Source organism: Bacteroides clarus (assembly GCF_015555825.1).
Lineage (GTDB): Bacteria > Bacteroidota > Bacteroidia > Bacteroidales > Bacteroidaceae > Bacteroides > Bacteroides clarus.
Genome location: NZ_JADNLF010000001.1, coordinates 1 through 24551, shown reverse-complemented (window position 1 = coordinate 24551; position 24551 = coordinate 1). Strand labels below are relative to the sequence as shown.

General features: G+C 46.8%; 22 protein-coding genes. 8 read left to right on the top strand and 14 right to left on the bottom strand.

The annotated features are described in order from the left end of the window. Nucleotides 1–63 precede the first annotated feature (63 nt). The 3 genes from ybeY to I2F54_RS00100 form a co-directional block, all read right to left on the bottom strand. Nucleotides 64–477 carry an rRNA maturation RNase YbeY gene (gene ybeY / locus I2F54_RS00110; protein WP_195500252.1) on the bottom strand — a complete coding sequence of 138 codons (414 nt, stop codon included), beginning with the start codon at nucleotides 475–477 and terminating at the stop codon, nucleotides 64–66. A 119-nt stretch (nucleotides 478–596) separates the two neighbouring features. Next, nucleotides 597–1829 (bottom strand): nucleoside recognition domain-containing protein, encoded by a 1233-nt coding sequence (locus I2F54_RS00105; RefSeq protein ID WP_195500251.1) that lies wholly within the window; start codon nucleotides 1827–1829, stop codon nucleotides 597–599. Between the two features lie 25 nt (nucleotides 1830–1854). Then, nucleotides 1855–2859 (bottom strand): M28 family metallopeptidase, encoded by a 1005-nt coding sequence (locus I2F54_RS00100; protein WP_195500250.1) that lies wholly within the window; start codon nucleotides 2857–2859, stop codon nucleotides 1855–1857. Between the two features lie 131 nt (nucleotides 2860–2990). Between I2F54_RS00100 and I2F54_RS00095 the strand changes: the two genes are divergently transcribed. From I2F54_RS00095 to I2F54_RS00070, 6 genes are read left to right on the top strand one after another with little or no spacing between them, the layout of a single operon-like run. After that, nucleotides 2991–3758: a DNA alkylation repair protein gene (locus I2F54_RS00095; RefSeq protein WP_022218579.1), complete on the top strand. Its 768-nt coding sequence runs from the start codon at nucleotides 2991–2993 to the stop codon at nucleotides 3756–3758. A gap of 40 nt (nucleotides 3759–3798) precedes the next feature. Continuing rightward, the gene (gene ruvB, locus I2F54_RS00090) at nucleotides 3799–4833 is read left to right on the top strand and encodes a Holliday junction branch migration DNA helicase RuvB (RefSeq protein ID WP_009121940.1); all 1035 of its coding nucleotides are present in this window, start codon (nucleotides 3799–3801) and stop codon (nucleotides 4831–4833) included. Nucleotides 4834–4882: 49 nt separating this feature from the next. Beyond that, the gene (locus tag I2F54_RS00085; RefSeq protein WP_195500249.1) at nucleotides 4883–6067 is read left to right on the top strand and encodes a hypothetical protein; all 1185 of its coding nucleotides are present in this window, start codon (nucleotides 4883–4885) and stop codon (nucleotides 6065–6067) included. Nucleotides 6068–6125: 58 nt separating this feature from the next. Further along, nucleotides 6126–7571, top strand: a complete 1446-nt coding sequence (locus I2F54_RS00080; RefSeq protein WP_195500248.1) for a polysaccharide biosynthesis protein — start codon at nucleotides 6126–6128, stop codon at nucleotides 7569–7571. Nucleotides 7572–7580: 9 nt separating this feature from the next. Further along, entirely contained in the window at nucleotides 7581–8951 is a 1371-nt protein-coding gene (locus I2F54_RS00075; RefSeq protein WP_195500247.1) for a TIGR00341 family protein, read from the top strand. 51 nt (nucleotides 8952–9002) lie between these two features. Then, nucleotides 9003–11144 (top strand): S46 family peptidase, encoded by a 2142-nt coding sequence (locus I2F54_RS00070; RefSeq protein ID WP_195500246.1) that lies wholly within the window; start codon nucleotides 9003–9005, stop codon nucleotides 11142–11144. Between the two features lie 4 nt (nucleotides 11145–11148). Here the strand turns inward: I2F54_RS00070 and ahpF are convergent, their stop codons facing one another. The 3 genes from ahpF to I2F54_RS00055 all read right to left on the bottom strand — a co-directional run bounded on the left by ahpF (nucleotide 11149) and on the right by I2F54_RS00055 (nucleotide 14433). Further along, the gene (ahpF, locus tag I2F54_RS00065) at nucleotides 11149–12708 is read right to left on the bottom strand and encodes an alkyl hydroperoxide reductase subunit F (protein WP_195500245.1); all 1560 of its coding nucleotides are present in this window, start codon (nucleotides 12706–12708) and stop codon (nucleotides 11149–11151) included. Nucleotides 12709–12825: 117 nt separating this feature from the next. Beyond that, nucleotides 12826–13392: an alkyl hydroperoxide reductase subunit C gene (gene ahpC / locus I2F54_RS00060; RefSeq protein ID WP_022103286.1), complete on the bottom strand. Its 567-nt coding sequence runs from the start codon at nucleotides 13390–13392 to the stop codon at nucleotides 12826–12828. A 114-nt stretch (nucleotides 13393–13506) separates the two neighbouring features. Then, on the bottom strand, nucleotides 13507–14433 hold the full coding sequence (locus I2F54_RS00055) for a hydrogen peroxide-inducible genes activator (protein ID WP_195500244.1): 927 nt from the start codon (nucleotides 14431–14433) through the stop codon (nucleotides 13507–13509). A gap of 141 nt (nucleotides 14434–14574) precedes the next feature. Here I2F54_RS00055 and I2F54_RS00050 point away from each other — a divergent pair, with 141 nt between their 5' ends. Beyond that, on the top strand, nucleotides 14575–15063 hold the full coding sequence (locus I2F54_RS00050) for a Dps family protein (protein ID WP_195500243.1): 489 nt from the start codon (nucleotides 14575–14577) through the stop codon (nucleotides 15061–15063). Between the two features lie 92 nt (nucleotides 15064–15155). Here I2F54_RS00050 and I2F54_RS00045 read toward each other — a convergent pair whose 3' ends face one another. From I2F54_RS00045 to I2F54_RS00025, 5 genes are all read right to left on the bottom strand, one after another. Beyond that, entirely contained in the window at nucleotides 15156–16022 is an 867-nt protein-coding gene (locus I2F54_RS00045) for an EamA family transporter (protein ID WP_195500242.1), read from the bottom strand. A 9-nt stretch (nucleotides 16023–16031) separates the two neighbouring features. After that, the gene (locus I2F54_RS00040; RefSeq protein WP_195500241.1) at nucleotides 16032–17969 is read right to left on the bottom strand and encodes a DEAD/DEAH box helicase; all 1938 of its coding nucleotides are present in this window, start codon (nucleotides 17967–17969) and stop codon (nucleotides 16032–16034) included. 143 nt (nucleotides 17970–18112) lie between these two features. Further along, nucleotides 18113–19174, bottom strand: a complete 1062-nt coding sequence (locus tag I2F54_RS00035; RefSeq protein WP_087412236.1) for a tyrosine-protein phosphatase — start codon at nucleotides 19172–19174, stop codon at nucleotides 18113–18115. A gap of 129 nt (nucleotides 19175–19303) precedes the next feature. Next, nucleotides 19304–20227 (bottom strand): carbohydrate kinase family protein, encoded by a 924-nt coding sequence (locus I2F54_RS00030; RefSeq protein ID WP_022218566.1) that lies wholly within the window; start codon nucleotides 20225–20227, stop codon nucleotides 19304–19306. Next, nucleotides 20215–20820, bottom strand: a complete 606-nt coding sequence (locus I2F54_RS00025; RefSeq protein WP_009121927.1) for an SIS domain-containing protein — start codon at nucleotides 20818–20820, stop codon at nucleotides 20215–20217. Before I2F54_RS00025 ends, I2F54_RS00030 begins: the two co-directional genes overlap by 13 nt. Nucleotides 20821–20930: 110 nt before the next feature. On the opposite strand from I2F54_RS00025, the gene I2F54_RS00020 reads away from it, so the two are divergent. Continuing rightward, nucleotides 20931–22178 carry a M16 family metallopeptidase gene (locus I2F54_RS00020; RefSeq protein ID WP_195500240.1) on the top strand — a complete coding sequence of 416 codons (1248 nt, stop codon included), beginning with the start codon at nucleotides 20931–20933 and terminating at the stop codon, nucleotides 22176–22178. Nucleotides 22179–22392: 214 nt separating this feature from the next. On the opposite strand, the gene I2F54_RS00015 is transcribed toward I2F54_RS00020, so the two are convergent. The 3 genes from I2F54_RS00015 to I2F54_RS00005 all read right to left on the bottom strand — a co-directional run. Continuing rightward, nucleotides 22393–22989: an epoxyqueuosine reductase QueH gene (locus I2F54_RS00015; protein ID WP_022218564.1), complete on the bottom strand. Its 597-nt coding sequence runs from the start codon at nucleotides 22987–22989 to the stop codon at nucleotides 22393–22395. 13 nt (nucleotides 22990–23002) lie between these two features. Beyond that, nucleotides 23003–24187 (bottom strand): DUF5009 domain-containing protein, encoded by a 1185-nt coding sequence (locus tag I2F54_RS00010; protein ID WP_195500239.1) that lies wholly within the window; start codon nucleotides 24185–24187, stop codon nucleotides 23003–23005. A 229-nt stretch (nucleotides 24188–24416) separates the two neighbouring features. Next, on the bottom strand, nucleotides 24417–24551 hold a 135-nt coding region (locus I2F54_RS00005), incomplete at its 5' end, for a mannonate dehydratase (protein WP_195500238.1).

Sequence of the window (24551 nt, the reverse complement as noted above, 5' to 3'; positions counted from 1 at the left end):
TATATTATTTGTATTAGGTTTAATTTATTGATTAATAATATGTTATGTTTTGCTTCTTATCCTTTATCGCATAGCGAGCGCTTTGTTTTCGGCTGCTTCCATAATCTCCCGCTCTCCCGGACCTTTATCATTGATGCCGCATAGGTGCAGGATGCCGTGAATAATGACACGATATAGTTCCCGTTCATAATCATTGCCGGCAAACTGTTCGGCATTGGTACGTACCGTGTCGAGGCTGATAAAAAGATCACCGCTCAGGCGATTACCTTTGCAATAGTCAAAGGTGATGATGTCCGTGTAATAATCGTGTTGGAGATACCGGCGGTTTACTTCAAGGATTTTCTCGTCCGAGCAGAAGATATAGGCAATCTCACCGACTCTTTTTTCATAAGTGGCGGCCACGGCCTTAATCCATTCCGTAGTTTCACGTTTCTTGATTGCGGGCATTTCAACACCGTCTGTCTGATAACTTATCATATTGTTGCATTTATTTATATTGAATACAGAACTGCAAAGATATCGAGATACGGAAAAACTCCTTCGCTTTTTTCAATTTTCTTCCCTGTATCTTTGTGTCCCTTTTCAATTTCCTGTTTTTAAAAGAAGAACATATAACTGATGATAATAGCGGCAATGATACCGGAAAAGTCCGCTATCAGGCCGCAGGTAACAGCATTACGGGTTTTTGTGATACCTACACTGCCGAAATAAACGGCAAGGATGTAGAAAGTAGTATCCGAAGCGCCGCGTGCCACGCAACTCATACGGCCGACAAAAGAATCGGTGCCGTATTGTTTCATTGTGTCGATCATCAATCCGTTGGCTCCGCTGCCGCTTAATGATTTCATCAATGCGGTAGGCAGCGCACCTACAAAGCTGGTATCCGCTCCGAATAATCCGATGACGTAACCGATGCCGTTTACTATTATATCCATTGCCCCCGAAGTACGGAAAACGGCGATTCCAACGAGGAAAGCTACCAGATAGGGGATGATACGTATGGCAGTTGTAAATCCTTCTTTGGCTCCTTCTATAAAAGCGTCGTACACATTAATCTTCTTCCATAATCCCCACAAGATAAAAAGAAGGATGATGGAAAAGAGTATGATGTTGGCAACCAGCGTGGAGTAAATCCCCATTTCTTCGCGGCTTATTTGGGTAAATAAGTAAATAAGTCCGGAAAAGAACAGGCTGATGCAACCGATCAGAATAAGAATAGGTTTGTTCAGTAGGTTTATCCGTTGTGCAATGCTGACGGCGGCTACACCGACAATAGTAGAGATAGCGGTCGTAATCAGTGTGGGAATGAAAATGTCCGTAGGCTGTGCGGCGCCCATTTGCGAGCGGTACATCATGATGCTGACGGGTATCAGTATCAGTCCGGACGTGTTCATTACAAGAAACATAATCATCGGGTTGGTAGCGGTGTCTTTCTTCGGATTCAGTTCTTGAAGTTCTTTCATGGCTTTCAATCCCATGGGAGTGGCGGCGTTGTCCAATCCCAGCATGTTGGCGGAAAGATTCATGAAGATAGAACCCATGGCAGGGTGCCCTTTGGGTATTTCCGGAAAAAGACGGCAGAACACAGGGCTCAACCAGCGTGAAAGCGCGTTTATCATACCGCTGTTTTCACCGATTTTCATGATACCCAGCCATAAGGACAGAATACCGGTCAGTCCCAACGATATTTCGAATGCTGTCTTGGAGGAGTCGAATGTAGAGTTGACAAGTTCCGTAAATATATCCGTATCTCCCATGAACAGGAGCTTGCAGAGTGCTACAATGAAAGCGATTACGAAAAATGCTACCCAGATGTAATTTAAAACCATGTGTCCTTACCCTTTTTCTTAAATGTTAATAGTTACTTTCGTTGGCAAGATTCCATGCATTGAGGAAGGATGCCTTGGTTATTTCTACAATTTTCTCCCAGTTTAGCGATGCGGCATGGTCCGATGGCTGATGATAGTCGGGATGACCGTCGGTATGATACCAGATGATAGGAATGCCGGACAGGGCGAACGAGGCATTGTCACTTCCACTTACAGGATTGTCCCAAGAACGGTAGTCGGGCTGCAGTTGCAAGTTGTAGCGGGCGATATCCTGTTTAAGCCAATCGCTGAAAGCGGGATGGGCGGCTGTGTAGAAGTAGACCACATGCTGCGGTCGTTCGGGCTTGTTGTTACGTCCTATCATGTCGAAGTTGAGATAGCTCTTTACCTGTTTAAGGAACGGACAATGCTGTACGAAATATTTTGAGCCGAGTAATCCCTTTTCTTCTCCGTCCCAAAAAGCGAAGATGACGTTTCTCAGTGGCTTTTGTCCGCTGAGGATAAACGCATGTGCTATCTGTAATACGGCGGAAACCCCGGAAGCGTTATCGTCCGCACCGTTATATATCTTGTCATTAGCCAATGTTTCGTCCACACCTAAGTGGTCGAAGTGAGCGCCTATAATGACATATTCATCGCTGCGTCTGCCGGGAATGTACGCTAGTACATTATTCATTTTCAGCGAACGGTGTGTGCCTTGCTTGAGGATTGCAACGGAGTCGAGGTGTACCTGCCAGCGCCCGCGTTGTTGTCTTTCCCTGCTGCATGCCTCAAAAGACTGATAATAGCCGTTTTCATCCAAAGGGCGGATGCCGTCTTGTTTCAGACGGGATACGATATAGCGGGCCGCTACTCGCGAACCGTGCATACCTGCTTCACGTCCTTGCAGTTCATCATCGGCCAGAAATTCCACGATTGCTTCTGCGGAAGTACGGTTGATGCTTTGCAATCCTTTTTCAAGCGGGGATTGCGCATGTAAAGACAGTATGGAAAAAAGGAGGCAGGCGGTTCCTAAAGACACTTTATGCATATTGTTCCGTTTTTAATAACTAAGCATATCTGTTGCAAAATTAAAGATAACTTTTCATAGTTTCTATAGATTTATCGTATTTTTGTCCGTTGGCAAAGCAATTCAAGTACATGTAAATCAAAGGCAGAGTAATGAGAAAAAGGAAAATCCTATCGGAAGATGCATTGCAAAATAATCCGATTTCAACGGAAGAAGTAGCGGTTACTGTTGCAGATATCCGGAGAGAATTGGAGGCGTATGCCGATCCGGTGAAAAGAGAATATCTTCCCCGTTTTTTCAAGACGGGAAAGGGGCAGTACGGTGAGGGGGATAAATTTCTGGGTGTAGTGGTTCCGAATACCCGTACGGTGGCAAAACAATACAAGGACGCTCCTTTTGATGTGATGGCGGAGCTGTTGCAAAGTCAGTGGCACGAGTGTCGGCTTTGCGCTTTGCTGATGTTGGTAGAGCGCTTCAGGAAAGGCGATGACAAGGACAGAAAACTTATTTATGATTTCTATCTGTCGCAGACGGACCGTATCAATAATTGGGATTTGGTAGACTTGTCTGCTCCGGGCATTGTGGGGGAATATCTGAAAGATAAATCCCGAGAAGACCTTTATCGCTTGGCGGACAGTGGATTGCTTTGGGAGCAACGTATTGCGGTGGTTTCTACTTACACGCTTATCAAGAACGGTGATTTCGCCGATATTCTGGCCCTTTCGGAGCGGTTGTTGCATCATCCGCACGATTTGATGAGGAAAGCGGTAGGTTGGATGCTGCGTGAAATGGGAAAGAGAGATAAGGACTTGCTGGTGCAGTTTCTCGAGAAACATTGTAAGGTGATGCCACGTACGATGTTGCGCTATGCCATAGAGAAATTCCCGGAAGAAGAAAGGAAGGAGTTTATGAAACGTTGAAAGATTTCTTTATCTTTGTCGCTATATATACTGATTTTGAATGGAACAAGAAGATTTTAACATACGCGAGCATCAACTGACCAGCAAAGAGCGTGATTTTGAGAATGCTCTCCGCCCTCTGAACTTTGAGGATTTCAGCGGACAGGATAAGGTCGTTGATAATTTGCGTATTTTCGTGAAGGCCGCCCGTCTCAGAGGAGAAGCCTTGGATCATGTATTGCTGCATGGCCCTCCCGGATTGGGAAAAACTACGCTTTCCAACATTATAGCCAACGAATTGGGGGTGGGTTTCAAGATTACTTCCGGTCCGGTACTCGACAAGCCGGGCGATTTGGCAGGTGTCCTCACCAGTCTGGAACCGAACGATGTGCTTTTCATTGATGAAATACATCGGTTGAGCCCCGTAGTGGAAGAGTATCTGTACTCGGCTATGGAAGATTACCGTATTGATATCATGATAGATAAAGGTCCGTCGGCGCGAAGCATACAGATTGATTTGAATCCGTTTACTTTGGTGGGCGCTACCACTCGTAGCGGTTTGCTGACAGCTCCGCTACGTGCCCGTTTCGGTATCAATCTTCATTTGGAATATTATGACGATGATGTGTTGGGCGGCATCATCCGCCGTTCGGCAAACATATTGGACGTACCCTGTTCCACAAGGGCTGCTTCGGAAATCGCAGGCCGAAGCCGGGGTACGCCGCGTATTGCCAATGCTTTGCTGCGTCGTGTAAGAGACTTTGCACAAGTGAAAGGTTCGGGCAGTATCGATACGGAAATCGCTAATTTTGCGCTCGAGGCGCTCAACATTGACAAGTACGGTTTGGATGAGATAGACAATAAGATACTTTGTACGATTATCGATAAATTCAAAGGCGGTCCGGTAGGTCTGACGACTATTGCTACGGCTTTGGGTGAAGATGCAGGCACCATCGAAGAGGTTTATGAACCGTTCCTGATAAAGGAAGGTTTCCTGAAGCGTACTCCTCGCGGCCGTGAAGTAACGGAACTGGCCTATAAACATTTAGGACGCAGCCTTTACAGCAGCCAAAAGACGTTATTTGATAATGAGTGAGAAAGAAAGCTAAGATGTTTACGTTTCTTAGGTAATTGATATATTATATATGGCGAACGTTAGGATTTGGAGAGTATTGGGGATGCTTTTGGGACTGGTTGTCTGTTCATCCTGTGGGGACGATAATGAATATCCTGTATTTAAGTTCGGTGAAGACGGGACATGCTATTACCCGTCCGTAAGCACCATTTCCCAAGAGAGTTTTGAGGAAACTGTGGTAGGCTACGGTTGGAAGCATGTAAGTACTCATGAAATAAAGGAAAATGGCGAATGCCTGAAAGAGGAATACTATGCCGGTTTGGACGGGGCAGGCCCTTCTTATTATTATTTCGAGAGTGCGGCCTCGCTTAAGACTTTCATGCATGTGGACGCCTATCCTGTCAACGGATTCAGAACTTCCGCATATAAGTATATCGATGCGAATCGCGTGGTTGTTAATAATCAGCACATGATATGGCAGATATTGTCTGTGGACAAGGATTTACTGAAAGTTGTGGAGTATCTGGGAGTACGTGCAGATGGAATCAAGGTTTACGGATATGTCACTTACAAGAGAATGACGGAACAAGAGTTGGCAGAGTGCCGGGAGTCTTATCCGGTAGATTTATCGAACTTGAAAGATTTGGTAATTTCGGTAACCGAAGAAAATGTATTTGTCAATGGCAAAGAGTTTGAATTTGATGTATTGGAAAGTAACGGAGCGTATATTGTCAAAGCCTTAAATGAGGGGACATGCAGTATTACATGTGACGATAACCACGTAAAAGTGAAGCTGCTGAAAAGCAGCGCTACGATAACCGTATCCGATATATTGAAACATAGAAGATTCTGGCTTTTTTCCACAGATGAAGAATTGGAGCCGACAGGAACAGATATCTACGACTTTACTTATACAGAGCTGATACTCGATAAGAGCAAAGAACTTGTGGCTCCCGATGGATACGTGCTGAATTATAAGTCTGCACGTATGGAAACAAAGGCTCGTGAAGAATATTATGGCAGTATATTGAGTAAGTACAATCCTTCCGGGCTGGCAGTGGTGGATACCGACAAACAGGTACGCTTTTTTCGGTTGAATAGGGGTGAAATCTACCTGAACGAGCTGCTTCCACCAACAGTACTTGATGAGCTGGCAGAGGCGGGTGAAGGACATGTGATAGAATATAAACTGGAATTGGTGAATGCTGCCGGAGCGGTATTTCAGGTACTTCCGTTTAAAGTTGTTTATAAATGACAAGTAGTTCATCCGGGTTTTTCCGTAATGCACCGCTTGCCATAAAATAAAGAATAACGTGGCTGGATTAAAATCATTGGCAAAAGAAACTGCCATTTATGGGTTGAGCAGTATTGTGGGGCGTTTCCTTAACTACTTGTTAGTACCCGTATATACTATGGCCTTGTCTGCGCAGTCGGGAGGCTATGGAGTCGTGACGAATATTTATGCATGGGTGGCTTTGTTGCTGGTGCTGCTGACGTGCGGTATGGAAACGGGCTTTTTCCGCTTTGCCAATAAAGGAGAAGATGACCCGATGCGCGTGTATTCCACTACCTTACTCAGTGTGGGTATCGGTGCGCTGACATTCCTTGCTCTGGGGCTGTTGTTTCTCCAACCTATCGCCAACTGGCTGGAGTACGGAGAGCATTCCTGGTATGTGGGAATGATGATGATTGTAGTGGCAATGGATGCCATTCAAAGTATTCCTTTTGCTTATTTGCGTTATAAGAAACGTCCCATTAAGTTTGCGGCGCTCAAGCTGTTGTTTATTTTCCTGAACATAGCCTTGAACTTGATTTATTATGTCTGGATGAAAGGCGATGATGTAGCATATGCTTTCCTTTTCAACCTTGTATGCACCTCTACCATTATGCTTTGCATGATACCCGAATTGCGTGGCTTCGCTTATGTGCTGGACAAAAAGCTGTTGCGGCGGATGCTTGCTTACAGCCTGCCGCTGTTGGTGTTGGGCATTGCGGGTATTCTGAATCAGGTGGCGGACAAGATTATCTTTCCTTTTGTGTATCCTGACGAGGCGGAAGCCACCGTACAGCTCGGTATCTATGGAGCCGCCAGTAAGATTGCAATGGTGATGGCGATGCTGACACAGGCTTTCCGTTATGCCTACGAGCCTTTTGTGTTCGGTAAAAGTCGTGATAAGGATAATAAGCAGGTGTATGCGCAAGCCATGAAGTTCTTTATTATTTTTACGCTGGTCGCTTTTCTGTCGGTGATGTTCTATCTGGATATTCTCCGGTACATTATCGGGCGTGACTATTGGCCCGGTTTACGTGTTGTGCCTATCGTAATGGCTGCGGAAATCTTTATGGGAATTTATTTTAATCTCTCTTTCTGGTATAAGCTGATTGATGAAACGCGTTGGGGGGCTTATTTCTCCTTGATAGGTTGCACGATTTTGGTGGTGATGAATATCCTTTTAATTCCGAGGTTCAGTTATATGGCTTGTGCATGGGCAGGGTTTACGGGCTATGGTGTCGCAATGCTGCTCTCTTATTTTGTCGGTCAGAAGAAGTACCCGATTCAATATGATTTAAAGTCGATAGGGCGTTACGTGTTGTTGGCTGCGGTGCTTTATGTAGCTGCGGAATATGTGGCTATTGAAAATATTTACCTGCGTATGGCGTTCCGTACGCTGTTATTATGTGTGTTTATAGCTTATATTGTAAAGCGTGATTTACCGCTTAATCAAATACCTGTTATCAATCGTTTTATCCGAAAATAAATTTATCTTATGGAACAGCCGGTCAATCCTAACAGAAACACATTCGCCATCAAGAACTTTCTGAGAGAGTATCTCGATTTACGCAAAGATAAAGACAACGAACTCGAAACGGTGGATTCCATCCGTAAGGGTGTTGAATTTAAGGGAGCCAATTTGTGGATTCTGATATTTGCCATCTTTATGGCTTCACTCGGTCTGAATGTCAATTCTACCGCTGTAATTATCGGTGCGATGCTTATCTCGCCGTTGATGGGACCTATCATGGGTGTGGGACTTTCAGTCGGTCTGAATGATTTCGAATTGATGAAACGCTCACTGAAAAGCTTCTTGATAACTACGCTGTTCAGTGTCACCACAGCTACCGTCTTCTTCTTGGTCAGCCCTGTTGCCGAAGGACAGTCGGAGTTGCTGGCGCGTACTTCACCTACGATTTATGACGTATTCATCGCATTAATGGGTGGTCTTGCGGGGGTAGTGGCGCTCTCCACAAAAGAGAAGGGTAATGTAATTCCGGGTGTTGCCATTGCTACGGCGTTGATGCCGCCGCTGTGTACGGCAGGTTATGGGCTGGCAACGGGTAACCTGATTTATTTCCTCGGTGCATTCTACCTTTATTTCATTAACTCCGTATTTATCAGTTTGGCTACTTTTATCGGCGTACGGGTAATGCACTTCCAGCGCAAAGAGTTTGTAGACAAGAACCGTGAAAAGAAGGTACGGAAATATATTGTGCTGATAGCCGTTCTTACGATGTGTCCCGCTGTGTACCTTACGGTAGGGATTATTCAGGACACTTTCTTTGAAAGCGCAGCCAACCGTTTTGTCAACGAACAGCTTGCCTTTGAGAATACACAGGTATTGGATAAGAAAATCCACCATGAAGGTAAGCATCATGAGATACGCGTGGTCTTGATAGGTCAGGAAGTGCCGGAAGCTTCTATTGCCATAGCCCGTAGTAAAATGAAAGAGTATAAGTTGGAAAACACCAAACTGGTTGTGCTTCAAGGTATGAATAACGAGGCGGTAGACATTTCTTCTATTCGCGCCATGGTGATGGAAGATTTCTATAAGAACAGCGAACAACGTCTGGTGGAGCAGAAACAACAAATATCTTCGTTGGAAAAAAATCTGGAACAGTACCGGAAATACGATGAATTGGGTAAGAAGATTATCCCTGAGTTGAAGGTACTTTATCCTTCCGTTAAGTCGGTTTCTATTTCTCATGCGCTTGAACTGACGGTCGATTCGGTACGGATAGATACCGTTACACTTGCTGTCTTGAGATTCGGCAGGCATCCGGATACTCATGAAAAGGAGAAAATAACCGAATGGCTGAAAGCGCGCATCGGTTCCAAGCAGTTGAGGCTGATTGCCGAATAATATCCGGATAACTGAATGACAGACTGCAAAAATAATAAAGTAAAGAATAAAATGAGATTGAGATTCGTAATTATAACCGTTTGTTGCTTTCTCACATTGGCTGTACAGGCAGATGAGGGCATGTGGATGTTGGGTAATCTGAATAAGCAGACACGCCGTACGATGAAAGAGCTCGGTTTGCAAATGCCGGCGGATAAGCTGTACAGTTCCAAACGTCCCTCGTTGAAGGATGCCGTAGTCAGTTTCGGCGGTTTTTGTTCGGGAGTGGTCGTGTCGGAAGACGGATTGGTATTTACGAATCATCATTGCGGTTTCAGCTGTGTCCAGCAACATTCTTCTGTGGAGCATGATTATCTGAAAGACGGCTTTGTTGCGCATAACCGCAGCGAGGAATTGCCGAATCCGGAACTTTATGTCCGTTTTTTGTTGCGGACGGAAGATGTTACGAAGCGGGTGCTTGGTGCGGTAAAGCCTGAGATGACCGAATCGGAACGTGCCGGTGCGGTGGATTCGGTGATGTTTGCCATCAGTGAAGAAGTGGCGCATAAAGACTCTACTCTGGTAGGAATCGTAGATGCGTACTATGGCGGCAACGAATTCTGGTTATCCACTTATCGCGACTATAACGATGTCCGGCTGGTGTTTGCGCCGCCTTCTTCGGTAGGTAAATTCGGTTGGGACACGGATAATTGGGTATGGCCGCGTCATACGGGCGATTTCTGCGTATTTCGTATCTATGCCGATAAGAATAACCGCCCGGCGGATTATTCGCCGGAAAATGTCCCTTATCATCCCGAATACGTAGCGCCGATTTCTCTGGACGGATATAAAGAAGGTTCTTTCTGCATGACATTGGGCTATCCGGGCAGAACGGAGCGTTATCTCTCTTCGTTTGGTATCGAAGAGATGATGAATAATGATAATCAGGCGCAAATAGATGTCCGGGGTATCAAGCAGGCTATTTGGAAACGCGAAATGGATAGGAGAGACAGTATCCGCATAAAGTATGCTTCCAAATATGACGAGAGTTCCAATTACTGGAAGAACAGTATCGGAGTGAACCGTGCTATCCGGAAACTGCATATTTTGGAAAAGAAACGTGCAATGGAGCAGGAACTGCGCCGTTGGATACAACAGACGCCTGAAGAGCGTGAGAAGCTGTTGCGGTTGTTTCCTGATTTGGAACTGGACTATAAAAATGCCCGTGAAGCCAATCATGCACTGGCTTATTTTGCCGAATCTTTCCTGAATGGTCCCGAGCTGGTACAATTGGCGTTATCCATTTTGAATTTTGATTTCGAAGGGGAACAGAAAACAGTTGTAGCCAATCTGAAAGCGATTGTGGAAAAATATGCCAATCTGGATTTGGAAATAGACAAGGAGGTTTTTACGGCTATGCTGAAAGAATATCGTTCCAAAGTAGATTCCACCTATTTACCGGATTTTTACGGTACGATTGCCACCCGGTGCGGCGGTAATGACAAGGCTTATGTAGATAGTCTGTACGCCGCTTCGGAATTGACTACCCCTCGCGGATTAAAACGCTTTTTGGAGCGGGATACCACGTATCACATCTATGACGACCCTGCCATAAGCCTGGGTATCGACTTGATTGGCAAGATGTTTGAAATCAACATGCAGACGAGAGAACCCTCCATGAATATTGCCCGTAATGAACGTTTGCTGAATGCCGCCGTACGTAGAATGTATTCGTCCCGTAATTTCTATCCGGACGCCAATTCTACCATGCGTTTAAGCTTCGGTACGGTATGCGGATATACTCCGTTTGACGGTGCTGAATACGATTATTATACAACGACCAAAGGTATTCTTGAAAAGGCGAAGGCCCATGCGGGCGATGTGGATTTTGAGGTGCAGCCGGAACTTCTTTCTTTGCTCTCCAATCGTGATTTTGGCAGATATGCCGATGAAAAGGGAGAAATGAATGTTTGCTTTATCTCCAATAACGATATAACCGGCGGAAATTCGGGAAGCGCCATGTTCAATGCGAAAGGCGAACTTCTCGGACTGGCTTTTGACGGCAATTGGGAAGCGATGAGCAGTGATATACTCTATGAACCGAAGATGCAGCGTTGCATCGGAGTCGATGTACGCTACATCTTGTTCATGATAGAGAAATACGGTAAAGCCGGAAATTTGATACGGGAGCTGAAAATAGCTTCCGGGAAATAGCCGGTTATGCTATCCCCCTGATGCGGTCGTCAAAGGCGGACAATGCCGCTTTGGCTCCTTCACCCATGGCTATGACAATCTGTTTGTAGGGTACGTCGGACACGTCTCCGGCTGCATAAACACCCGGGAGTGCAGTACGGCAGAACGAGTCTGTCTTGATTTCACCGATCGGCGTCGTTTCCAATGTGTCCCGGAAAGGTGCGCTGTTGGCTGCCAGACCGATTTGTACGAAGATGCCGTCCAAAGGATAGTCTCGTTCTTCGTCGGTGATGCGGTCTTTAACGCGGATGCCGGTTACTTTCTCTCCGTCACCTAATACCTGGGTAGTCTGTGAAGAAGTGAATATCTCCACGTTGGGAAGACTTCCGGCTTTTTCCTGCAACACCTGGTCGGCTTTTAGCGTATCGGCAAACTCGAAAACGGTAACTTTCCTGCAGATTCCCGCCAGGTCAATAGCGGCCTCTATGCCGGAGTTTCCGCCGCCTATGACGGCTACATGCTTACCTTGGTAGAAAGGACCGTCACAATGCGGACAAAAGGCTACGCCGCGTCCTATATATTCGGCTTCCCCCTCTACATTCAGTTTGCGCCAGCTTGCGCCTGTGGCAATGATTACCGCAGGAGCTGTGAACGTTTCTCCGCCACCGGAGAAAACCTTTTTCTCTTTACCTTGAAGTTCTGCTTTCTCAATTTTCCGGTCTTCAAAAATCTCTATCGGATAATGTCCCATATGCGTCCTGAGTGCATCGGCAAGCTGTGAACCTGTTGTCTGAGGTACGGAGATAAGATTCTCGATGCCTACGGTTTCTTTTACCTGTCCGCCTATTCTCTCGGCGATAATGGCTACGCGCAATCCTTTGCGGGCGGAATAAATGGCTGCTGAAACTCCGGCGGGACCTCCGCCTAAGACCAGCGTATCGAACCCCCTTAAGGTGGGCGCTGCATTATCTTGCGGCAGGCTTCCGAAAGTATCTTCCAGCTTTTTCAGTAGTTCCCCTAAAGAGCCGCGTCCCACATGAAGCGGTTTCCCATTGGCGTAAACGGACGGTACGGCTTGTATTTTCAGCGTATCCGCTTCTTCCTGAAAGACGGCTCCGTCTATTGTATCATGGGTGATATGGGGATTCAGTAGCGCTACGACATTGAGTGCCTGCACGATGTCCGGACAGTTGGTACAGGTCAGCGATACATAGGTTTGCAGACGGATTGGTCCCTGCAAGGCCTTGATGCGTCGGCTGATACCTTCATCCGGAAGATTTTTGCCCTTTCCATCGGCGTTTAGTACGGCAAGAAGAAGAGAGCTGAACTCATGTCCACCCGGAATGGCACGGAATCTTATCCCGGTTTCCTTTTCCTCTTTCAGGAGCGTAAACTCCAGTTTGGGCTCGTCGGTTTCGGTCACCTCACAGGACAGCTTGTCGGAACAACTCGCTATGTCATTCAGAAAATCAATCATTTCACCGGCCTGCTCATGTTCCGGGTTACAAGTGATGTGAAAAGTATAGCGGGCTTCCAATGGTTGGAAAATGCTCCGCACTTGGTCTAATATATTTGCTTCTAACATGATAATGCGGGTTTTAAATGTTGGAGTATAAAAAAAGACTATCTCATTTCTTTTACTTTTGCAAGGAAGAAATAGAGATAGTCTTTATATGGCAATGTCTATCGTATGGGGGTACGATTAAATCTTACCGACTAAATCGATGCTTGGCTTCAGCGTTGCACCGCCTTTCTTCCATTTGGCCGGACAGACTTCACCGTCGTGAGTGGCTACGAATTGCGCAGCTTCCACTTTACGAAGCAGTTCATCCGCATTACGTCCGATGTTGTTGTCCTGAATTTCGGCAATCTTGATTTTTCCTTCGGGATTTACGAGGAATGTACCGCGATAAGCCATACCTTCTTCTTCAATCATCACACCGAATGCACGGCTCAATGTACCTGTCGGGTCTGCCAACATCGGATATTTAATCTTGCGGATGCTTTCGGAAGCATCGTGCCACGCTTTATGTACAAAGTGAGAGTCTGTGCTTACAGAATAAACCTCTACACCCATGGCTTGGAATTGGTCGTATTTTTCTGCAATATCTACCAGTTCGGTAGGACATACAAACGTAAAGTCTGCCGGATAGAAGAAGAAAATGGCCCATTTGCCTTTTACATCTTCGTTAGTCACTGTTTTAAAACTTCCGTTTTGGAAAGCCTGAACTTTGAATTCAGGGAGTTGGGAGTTGATAATCGGTTCCATAATCATACTTTTTAAAAGGTTTGGTTTTTTGTTTTACAGATGCAAAAATATAGCATTTTTCTCCGGTAGAACAAAAAATCCGATTGAAAAGTTTTATGAGCCGATAGACAAAATCTATACGAGTACCTGGGTGGCTTTCAGGGAGAGCATTTCTTTAGGTACTGCGGCTGTTATCTCTTGGGTAATCGTTTTTAAAAGCGTGTTACGGATAAAACTACGGTTGGTCAGCATGATAATTTGCCGGGTAGGACAGGGAATGGCAAAAGGGCGTACCAGTTCTTTTTGCGTGCCGTCCAGTTGCAAGACAGCCAGTTCGGGAATGAAAGTGATGCCCTTACCGCTTTCTACCATGCGCATAAAGGTTTCCATGCTGCCCAGATGATAGGCTAACTGACTGGCGCGGGCTGCCTTCAGCTGGCAGAAACGCTCCAACTGGTCGCGAAAGCAGTGTCCCTCATCCAGCAGCCAAAGTTGTTCTCCCGTTAAGTCGGAAGTCCGTATTACTTCATTGCTGAAAAGGCGGTTCTCCCGCGCAATATAAGTGTAGAACTGCTCGTAGAATAGCGGTGTTTGTTGGAATTCTTCCATTCCCGCCAGGCCGGCTACGATTCCGGCATCTATGTCTCCCGTTTGCAGCGACTTTTTGATATCGTTTGTCTTCATCTCGACCACTCTGATGTCGAGCTGCGGATATTTTTTCATTAGTTGTGGAAAGAAGCGCGGCAGTAGGTAGGGAGCTATGGTGGGAAGAATGCCCAGTTTGAAAACTCCGCAGAGTGAATGTTTTTCTTCTTCTATGATGTTTTTTATGCGATTTGTCTGAACTAACACATTCTGAGCTTGTTCTATGATGTGAACGCCGATGGGAGTAGGGCATACAGGTTGCTGGCTGCGGTCAAAAATCTTAGTGTCCAGCTCTTCTTCCAGCTTTTGAATCATGGCGCTCAAGGTGGGCTGTGTAACCCGGCAATATTCGGCGGCTTTGGCGAAATGACGGAACTGATTGACGGCGAGTATATATTCCAGTTGTTGTAAAGTCATGGTAAACAGGGCTTTTGAATGTTGTATATAGAATCGTTCTATGCAAAGATAGAAATTATCTGTTTGACAAGCATTTATTTGCCGCTTATCTTTGCAACGGAAACAAAGAAAAATAGTATGAACTTTTAAAATAGAAAGATTATGAAGACTTTAGATTACTTACATTTGAATGAAAATAAGGTTGCTGACGTAGTATCGGCATTACATCGGTTATTGGCGGACTTCCAGGTACATTACACCAACTTACGCGGTTTCCATTGGGATATTAAAGGACATGGGTTCTTCGTGTTGCACGGCAAATTTGAAGATATGTACAATGATGCCGCGGAGAAAGTGGACGAAATCGCAGAACGTATCCTGATGTTAGGCGGTACGCCCGAAAACAAATTCAGCGAATATCTCAAGGTTGCCAAGGTGAAGGAAATCTCCGGTATTACTTGTGGCGGTGAGGCTGTTGACCATATCCTCGAAACTTACAGCTATCTTATCGGTGAAGAAAGAAAAGTGATTGAACTGGCCAATGAAGCCGGTGATGATGCCACTGCCGACTTAATGACCGGTTACTTGAAAGAGCAGGAAAAAATGGTCTGGATGCTCGTTGCTTTCAGCACTAAGAGCTGTGCGAAATAAGAGATAAAAAGTAATAAGACGATAGGGTGATAAGGTGATGACACATTGCTTTATCACCCTATAATTTTACCATTTTATCGCTCTGTCACTTATCATCTTTTCAGAATAATGACGGTTACGGCTGAGATAATGAGCAGAATACCCAGTGCTATGCTTCGGGTAAGCGGCTCTCCGAAAATGGTAATGCCGACGCATACCGCCGTTACAGGCTCCATGGCCCCCAATACGGATGTCAGTGTGGAGCCTATGTTTTTGATGGCGCGTACCAGTGCGAGATTGGATATTACGGTAGGTACCAATGCCAGCATCACCAGATTGCCTAATGTGGTGCGGTCCGGAATGGCCTGCAATCCTATGCCGGAAGCTTCTGTCCCTATGAACAGCAGGATACCGCCGAATAAAAAGACGTAAAACGTCATTTTAAGCCCTTTCATTTCAAGATTTTTCAGTTGGCTTACCGTTACCAGGTACAACGCATATCCCAGCGCAGAAAGCAAAACAATGAATATGCCGAGTCCGGTGACGCTTCCCGTGCTATCTCCGCCGGACAGGAAGAATACACCGGCTACCGCAAGCGCGATAGCCGCTATGCGCCACAAAGACTTTTTCTCATGGAAGAAAATCATCATGATGAGCGTGGTCAGCACCGGATACATGAAATGAAGGGTGGTAGCCACACCGCTCGACATGAACTGATATCCCCAAAAGAGGAAAACGGCGGAACTGTCGTAAAGGCACGCCAGCAACAGAAGCGGCAATATCTCTTTACGGCGGATGCGGAAAGATTGCTTGTCGAGCAGCAATATGCCCGCCAATGCCAGCATGGCGAAAAGAAAGCGGTATAGCAGGATAGACCAGAAACCCATTCCTTGCTGCATGGCAGGAATCGTGAACAACGGAATCAATCCGAAGCTCGCGGAAGATAACAGCCCGTATAAAAAACCGTTGACCTTATTCACGCCGCTTATCTATTTCTTTTTGGGTATCCGCCTTGCCCAGCCTTCTTCGCTGAAGTCGGGTTCTGAATCTTTAAACTCGTTATTGCCCTGGAAGAACTGTTTCCAATCGTCTTTTTTGCCGCGCGCCTTGGTGTACCCGCGCTCTTCGCGACTGGGTTTGTCCTTTTTCTTCTTGTCGGTAGCTGCATATTCGGCTTTGTCCTTGCGCTTGCCGGCAGGTTCGCTGCGGCGGTCATCCTTATAGCCGCGTTTTTTGCCGTCAAACTCCTTTTTGCCATAGTTGCCGCCTTCGGCTCTGCGTTTTCCCTTGGGAGCGTCCTTTCCTTCCTCTCCCGCAATTTCTACGGAAACCTTACGGCCGTTCCAGTTGGCGCGGTTCAAGGCTTTCACGACGTTGTTGGCTTCTTTTTCTTCCACCTCGAAGAAAGAGAACTTTTGCATCAGGTCAATACGCCCCAGTTCGACACGTCCGCGGGTATTGCTGTTTAGAAGGCTGATCAGCTCATTCGGGAAGAAATTGTCCATTTTGCCGAGATTGATGAACAGGCGTTTAAAGCCCGGCGCTGCCTGACGGGCGCTGCTACCGCGTTCGCCGCTTTTTGCGCTGCGTTCGCTGCCGGTGGCGATCTCTATTTCCTCACGGTCGCGATAGTAGTCCAGAAAACGGTTGAATTCGAGAGAAACCATGCGTTTAATCAGGTCTTCTTTACTCAACCAGTCCAGCTTGCGGTAAATGTCGGGCATGAAATCACAGATTTCATCCTCATTTACTTTTACTTTCTCAAGTTCGTCAATAACCTTCAAAAGCTGCTTCTCACAGATTTGCTTGCCGGTAGGCATTTCTCCCTGAATGAATTTCTTGCCGATAATGCGTTCTATTTCACGCATCTTGCCTTTTTCACGCAGGTTGATGATGGCGATGGATGTACCTGTTTTTCCGGCGCGTCCCGTACGTCCGCTGCGGTGCGTGTAGCTTTCCGTATCATCGGGCAGGCCGTAATTGATGACATGGGTAAGGTCGTCAACGTCCAAGCCGCGTGCGGCTACATCGGTGGCTACCAACAGTTGCAGGTTGCGTATGCGGAACTTCTGCATGACGGCATCGCGCTGCGCCTGGCTCAGTTCGCCGTGCAAAGCGTCGGCGTTGTAACCTTCCTGCATCAGTTTGTCGGCGATTTCCTGTGTTTCCTTACGGGTACGGCAGAAAATGATACCGTATATCTGCGGATAATAATCCACGATACGTTTCAGAGCGGCGTATTTATCTTTGGCATGAACGGTGAAAACCACGTGTTTCACGTTGTTTGTGCCTTCATTCTTGCGTCCGATGGTGATTTCCTTGGCGTTGTGCAGGTATTTTTTGGAAATACGTGCTATTTCGGGGCTCATGGTAGCGGAAAACAGCAGCGTGTTGCGCTCTTGGGGCACGTCTGCCAGAATGGCGTTGATGCTGTCCGTGAATCCCATGTTCAGCATCTCGTCCGCCTCGTCCATAACTACATTCTGTATGGTGGAGAGGGAGACGGTTTTGCGCTCCATAAGGTCGAGCAGGCGTCCGGGAGTGGCTACGATGATATGTACTCCCCGTTTCAGGGCGCGTATCTGGCTCTCGATGGATGAACCTCCGTATACGGGCAGTACCCGCAGGCCGTCGATGTATTTGGAATAATCATTCAAGTCGCCCGCAATCTGCAAACAAAGTTCGCGGGTAGGGCAAAGAATGAGTGATTGGGGAATTCTGTTGTTAACGTTAATTTGCTGTATAAGCGGCAGACCGAACGCCGCGGTCTTTCCTGTTCCTGTTTGTGCCAGTGCTACTACATCATTATTTTCTCCCAAAAGGTAAGGGATTACTTCCTCTTGTACCGGCATGGGACACGCATATCCCATTTCTTCAATGGCGCGGCGTATCTCCGGCGACACACCGAGCTCTTCAAATGTCTTCATTAAATCTTTGTATATCTTTATATTTCGGTGCAAAGATAATGCAAGCCGAGAGCAGAATAAAATAAACTCGTTTATTTTTTATGCCGAGGCGCAGCTTATCTTCGCATTCGGTGCAAAGATAAGAGTTTTTTGGCGATTAATCACTAATCACTGAGCAAAATACTCCGTAGCCTCTTTATTTCGTCCTTGCTCAGTCCGATGCCTTTTTGCAGATAAGTATCCATGTCGCCGTATTTCCGCTCCGCCTCGTCTTTGGCGGCATTCAGGAAGTCTTCACGCGCCGAAAACAGGGTGGTGATGGCTTCCTGCGAGCGCGTAGGAAGTTGATAGGCGTATTTCGAGGCTCTCGGAATGTTGAAATAGTCATTGCTCAGCCGGTAATCTTCCATGATTATGTCCTCGTTGACACCCAGTGCGGCGAGTACCAGCGCGGAGACGATACCTGTACGTCCTTTACCCGAAGAGCAGTGGATAACTACGGGATAGTTGGTTTTATCCAATAAAATATCGAATATCTGCCGGTATTCTTTGGTATATTTGTCTATCAATGTACGGTTCATCCGTTCCACCATACGATAGACGGTATCGCATTTTATCTTTTCTTCCCGTATTCCTTGCAGTATATCTTCCATGTCTCCGGTAGCAAGCGGAATATGCACGACATTGAATCCTTTCTGCAGCGGGGACTGTCTGCCTATCTCCGAAGGAGTCCGCAGGTCGATAAGTGTTTTGATTCCGAGATTCTTGAGTTCCCTGCGTGAGCAATATTCAAGGCTGTCTATCTCCGCTGAGCGGTAAATCATTCCCCAGCGCATCTGTTTTTTGCCGGGGTAGGAAGGATAACCGCCTAAATCGCGGAAGTTCTGTATGCCGGGGATATTGACGTTGCGCGTGGCAATCTTTACACGATATTTATCTCCGAACAAAAGGGTGTAATAGTAACGTTTGGTAGGGTCGTTTGTAATGATGGTCATTTTCAAGTCCGAAATATCGGCTACGGCCACGGGAGTGTCTTCCGGTATGAAATCAGGATCGGTCGAAGCATATACTTTCACATTTCCTTTGATGAGGGGAGCCATTTCCCACTTAACGATACAGTTCCCCACGTTGTTTTCTTCGCATACAACGGATATATGTGGAGCTGTGCCGCCGCAAGAAGGGAGCAACACTGCCAGCGCAAGCAAGTTCAACAGATTCTTGTACATAATTCGTAAACTCTCTAAATGTCGTTTACAGCAAATATATAGTTTTTCGCCGCAGATTATACAGCGTGCAGGAAGCTTTTATAATTTTTAAATGATAATTTATTTTTAGGTACGGATCGGAGAGAACCGTCAATACTTATATCTCTCCGCAAACTCGCGCGACACCGAATTACTGTAACTTTTGCAGACTTCCGCGGCGAATTCCATACCGTAACGGATAATCTTGTCCCACCCGGTTTCGCTGACCGTGTTCAAGTCGTCGTAACGGACGTCATATTTCAGCAAGCCGTAGATGATGCCCGCATTGAAGTTGTCACCCGCTCCGATGGTACTCACGGCTTTCAGCGGCGGTATGTCGTATTCTTTGGAGACGGAAGCGGTGCGGAGCGTTATCTTTTCCGCTCCTGCCGTACACAGGAAATTGGGACAATAGAATTTTATCTTGTCTCTGTATATTTTGTCCGCGTCGCGCAAATTGTACATATAGAAGAAGTCTTCCTGCGAACCGCGTACAATGTCGGCGTATTCCAGATTTTCAATGATGGTCGGCGCCAGCTTTATAGCTTCTTCCTTGTGGGAAGAACGGAAATTGGGATCGTAATAAACGATGGCTTTCTTTTCGCGTGCCCGGTCGAGCAACTCCAACACTTTCTCGCGCAGCACCGGATTCAACGCGTAGTAAGAACCGATGACGACGATATCGTCTTCTTCCAGTTCGGGGTAGATGACATCCAGCCGTTGTTTGGGATAATTCTTATAGAAAATATATTCAGCGTCGCTGTTATCATTCAGGAAAGCGAGCGATACGGGAGATTTCCCGTCGGGAAATACGTTGACGTGGTCTGTGGAAATGTGATTGTCGCGCATGAACCGGAGAATGATATCGCCCACATGGTCGTTGCCGGTCTCACTGATGAAACAGACGGGAACGCCGGTACGGCTCAATGAAACGATTCCATTGAATACGGAACCGCCCGGAACGGCAGCCGAAGGTTGCTCATTACGGAAAATGACGTCCAATATCGTTTCTCCGATGCCGATTACTTTACGCATAATGATCTTGATTTTTCTCCGAGGTAACCGCCGTGATGGCGCTTGGAGTAGTCTTCAATGGTAAATCCGGTTCTCTGCATGGTCTGCACGACCAGAATATCGCCTATAACGGTCATTACCGTTGTGGAAGTGGTAGGAGTCATGCCCAGTGTGCAGACCTCCTTGGGGCTTCCCGTGCTGAGGCATACATCCGATTCCTGCGCCAGCGGACTGTCCGGATTTCCCGTAATAACGATAAACTTCAGCCGGGGATTCAGGTTGTGCGCCAATTGTGTCAACTCGACAATTTCGCGCGTCTTGCCCGAATTGGAAATGAGCAGCAACAGGTCGTTTTCCTGCAGAATACCCAAGTCTCCGTGTTGTGCCTCGCTGGGATGCAGAAAGACGGAGGGAATGCCGGTCGAACAAAAGGTAGTAGCAATATTCATAGCTATTTGCCCTGCCTTGCCCATGCCGGAAGTTACCAGTTTCCCTTTTTTGCGGTGTACTTGTTCTACGATGAGTTCTACCGCTTTTTCGTATGCGTCCGTTACGGGGATATTCAATACGGCTTGCGCTTCTTTCTGCAAAAGCTCTTGAATGGATGCTATCATTGTTTCAATTTTGATTTATGAATTATAAGTCCGCAAATATCCGTAATTTTCCATAAACGGCAATAAGTTTTATTGTATTTTTGTGCCCGCAAATTGTTTGTAACGTAAGAATGAAGAATTTAACAGAAGAAATACAGCCTCGCTATCATCTGCATACATTGCCGAATGGCCTGCGCATCATCCACGAACCATCTTTGTCGAAGGTGGCTTATTGTGGTTTTGCGGTAGATGCCGGAACGCGCGATGAACTCGAAAACGAGCAGGGCATGGCGCATTTTGTGGAGCATCTTATTTTTAAAGGCACCAAGAAGCGTAAAGCGTGGCATATTCTGAACCGCATGGAGAATGTGGGCGGCGATTTGAACGCTTATACCAATAAGGAAGAAACCGTAATTTATTCCGCGTTCCTTACCGAACACTTCGGACGTGCTTTCGAGCTGCTGACGGATATCGTGTTCCACTCCACGTTTCCGCAACGGGAGATTGAGAAGGAGACAGAGGTCATTATAGACGAAATCCAGTCGTATGAGGATAATCCTTCGGAACTGATTTTTGATGATTTTGAAGATTTAATCTTTCGCGGACACCCTCTGGGACGCAATATTCTCGGTAATCCGGAGCAGCTGAAGAAATTCCGCAGCGAAGATGCGGCCGCCTTTACTTCCCGCTTTTATCATCCCGGCAATATGGTGTTCTTTGTGTTGGGTAATATGGATTTCAGGCAAGTGGTGTGCTGGGCGGAGAAACTGTTGGCTGACATTCCGGCTGTGGCTGTCGATACCCGTCGTACGCCTCCGCCTTTGTATGTTCCGAAAAATCTGGTTTTGCATAAAGATACCCACCAGGCGCACGTCATGATAGGCAGCCGGGGATACAATGCCTACGAAGACAAACGTACGGCGCTCTACCTGCTGAACAACATTCTCGGCGGTCCGGGCATGAACAGCCGGTTGAATGTGGCCTTGCGCGAACGGCGCGGTTTGGTCTATAATGTAGAGTCCAACCTGACTTCCTACACCGATACCGGAACTTTCTGCATTTATTTCGGCTGCGATCCTGAGGACGCGGCGCTCTGTACCCGCCTTGTGTATAAAGAACTGAAACGCCTGCGTGATACCCGGATGACTTCTTCCCAGCTTGCCGCCGCCAAAAAGCAGCTTATCGGCCAGATAGGCGTGGCTTCGGACAATAACGAGAATAATGCCCTCGGCATGGCGAAGACCTTCCTGCATTACAATAAATATGAAACGGCCGGAGCTGTGTTCCGGCGTATCGAGCAACTTACTTCCGAGATTCTGTTGGAAGTGGCGAACGAGATGTTTGCAGAGGACTACTTATCGACTCTTGTTTACGATTGACAGCCTTCTCAGCCGCTGAACTTAGGTATTGAGGCGGGGATTGTTATGCCGGGCCCTTATTGAATTTAATTCGTCAGACGGATGTTTCCCGTTCGTTAGACAGTTGTCATCCTTTCGTTAGACGGCTGTCTAACGAAAGGATGACAACTGTCTAACGAATTAGGATTGGTGGTTCGGCTACTTGTTTTTGGAATGCTCCTTTGCTAAAAATGCCTTATTCCCGCTTATTCTCTTCAGGTTGTTCCAACCGCTTCCTGCTGAATTCGCAACCGCAGTACAGTTGGTTATAGAAATCATACTCTTTGAGGAGCTGGTTGCGGCGGTCTTGCAATCCGCCTTTCCGCCAGTTCTGCTCCCAAAAGATTGTACCGGGATAAAGGGCGGCTGCCCGTTTTCCCGCTTCGTTTATCTGGTCGAGGCTCTTCCAACGCGAAGACGCGAGGGTAGTGGTAAAGACAGAGAAGCCGTGTTCGGAAGCATAGCGTGCCGTTTCCGTCAGGCGTAATGTAAAGCATTTCAGGCAACGGCCGCCGCGTTCCGGTTCGTCTTCCAGTCCGAGCATTGTGTTCCGCCAATGGGTGTAGTCGTAATCTGCATCGATGAAATCGAGGTTTTGAGACGTTACAAAGCGAATGGCTTCCTGTTTTCTTATTTCATACTCCTCTTGCGGATAGATGTTGGGATTACAGTAAAACACAGTCGGGCGGATGCCGTTTGCCAACATGCATTCTATGATGGCAGAGGAACAGGGAGCGCAACAGGAGTGTAGCAAAACTCTGTTTTCACCGTTGGGAGTTTGAATTTTCAGCATAGCGATGAGTACTTTAAACTTTCAGTTTTATCTTGCCTTTCACCAGCAGTCCGGTCAACTGTACGATGACGATGGAGAAGACAAGCGATTTGAGCAGTCCCGGTACGCCGCTTCCCAATACTTCCGGATAAGTCCAGCCTGCTAATTGCTGAACGGAGTACCATATATAGGGAAGAATGTAGCAAGTGAGCGTTGCCGTTCCTGCGGGTTTGATTATATCGAACCGGCTTGTATTGCCCTTTACGTCGGTCAGCCAATAGAAGAAGCCGAATAACGGGAAGAAAGCGGCAAGGCAATAAAACAGCCAGGACGGGGTAGCCTGTATCTTGGAGATAATCCAGTATGGATGTGAAACCAGTGCAAGGATGAGCATGCCGACGCCGAGAATGCAGAGCATACCGATGAATTTGCCGGGGTGTTCGCGATCGGCGTAGCGTTGCATGAGTAAGGAGGTCAGTAATCCCGACATTCCGAATGCATGCAGCGTCCAGTCACTGGGAATGAAAGGAAGCAGCAGGATACGGCTGCCGTACTCTTCCGGGATAAGGCCGGAATGGCTGATTACGGCGAGTGCTATCACTGCAAACCATGCAATCGCGTTTTTACGCAGGCTCTCGCGGGTAAACAGGTAGATGCCGGCACATACGGCATACGTCCAACCGATAAGACCGAGGATTCCCCACCAGCCCGTATGGAACGGTTTTCCGTTGAGGTCTTTATAAATAACCAAAGCTGCGAGCAATACCACGCCTGCCACTTTCATTACGGTGAAAAGGGCTTTTTTTGTGCCTTCGGCTTTGGGATATACTCCCCATGTCAGGAAGAAACCGATTACCATAAGGATAGTAAACCAGGAATGGGAAAGGCCGCCTTCGATGCCGCCGCTGTTAAGCGAAAACAGTCCCATGGCGATGAGCGCTACCGTACGCCAGAATATATGCGCGATGACCTGTGTGGTAGTATCACCCTTTTTATAACGGTTCTGTATGGCAAAAGATACCGACATGCCCATGCAGAACAGGAAAGCCGGGAAGATGGTATCGGAAAATCCCAGCATGTCTTCATTGATATCGGCGTGCATCAGCCAGTGGGGGACATTCTTCAATCCGGGAATGTCGTTTACAAAGAGCATGAGGAACATGGTGAGTGCGCGGAATACATCTACTGCGGCAACTCGTTGGAGTGCTAAGTTTTTCATAACAAATCTGTTTTGGGGGTTAGGGCACAAATATAGGAAAGAATTTTTCAATATGGGAATATCAGGCTGTAAAAAAAGAATTCTGCCATTCAGAGGAGCTTGCGATGAAGAATCTCCTCTCTTATATGTTAAGGAGAAGAGATTCTTCACTCTCTTCAGAATGACAGAATGATATGTCAATTAGAGTGTTGGTACTTCCTCTTTGGACAAGTGTCCTTTAAGAGTGTCCTTATTCAAACAATGATTTGGCAATTCCCATTTCCAGTCCTCTCAGTTCCGCCAGTCCTCTCAGACGACCGATGCAGGAGTAGCCCGGATTGGTTTTCTTCTTCAAATCGTCCACCATCTGATGCCCGTGGTCGGG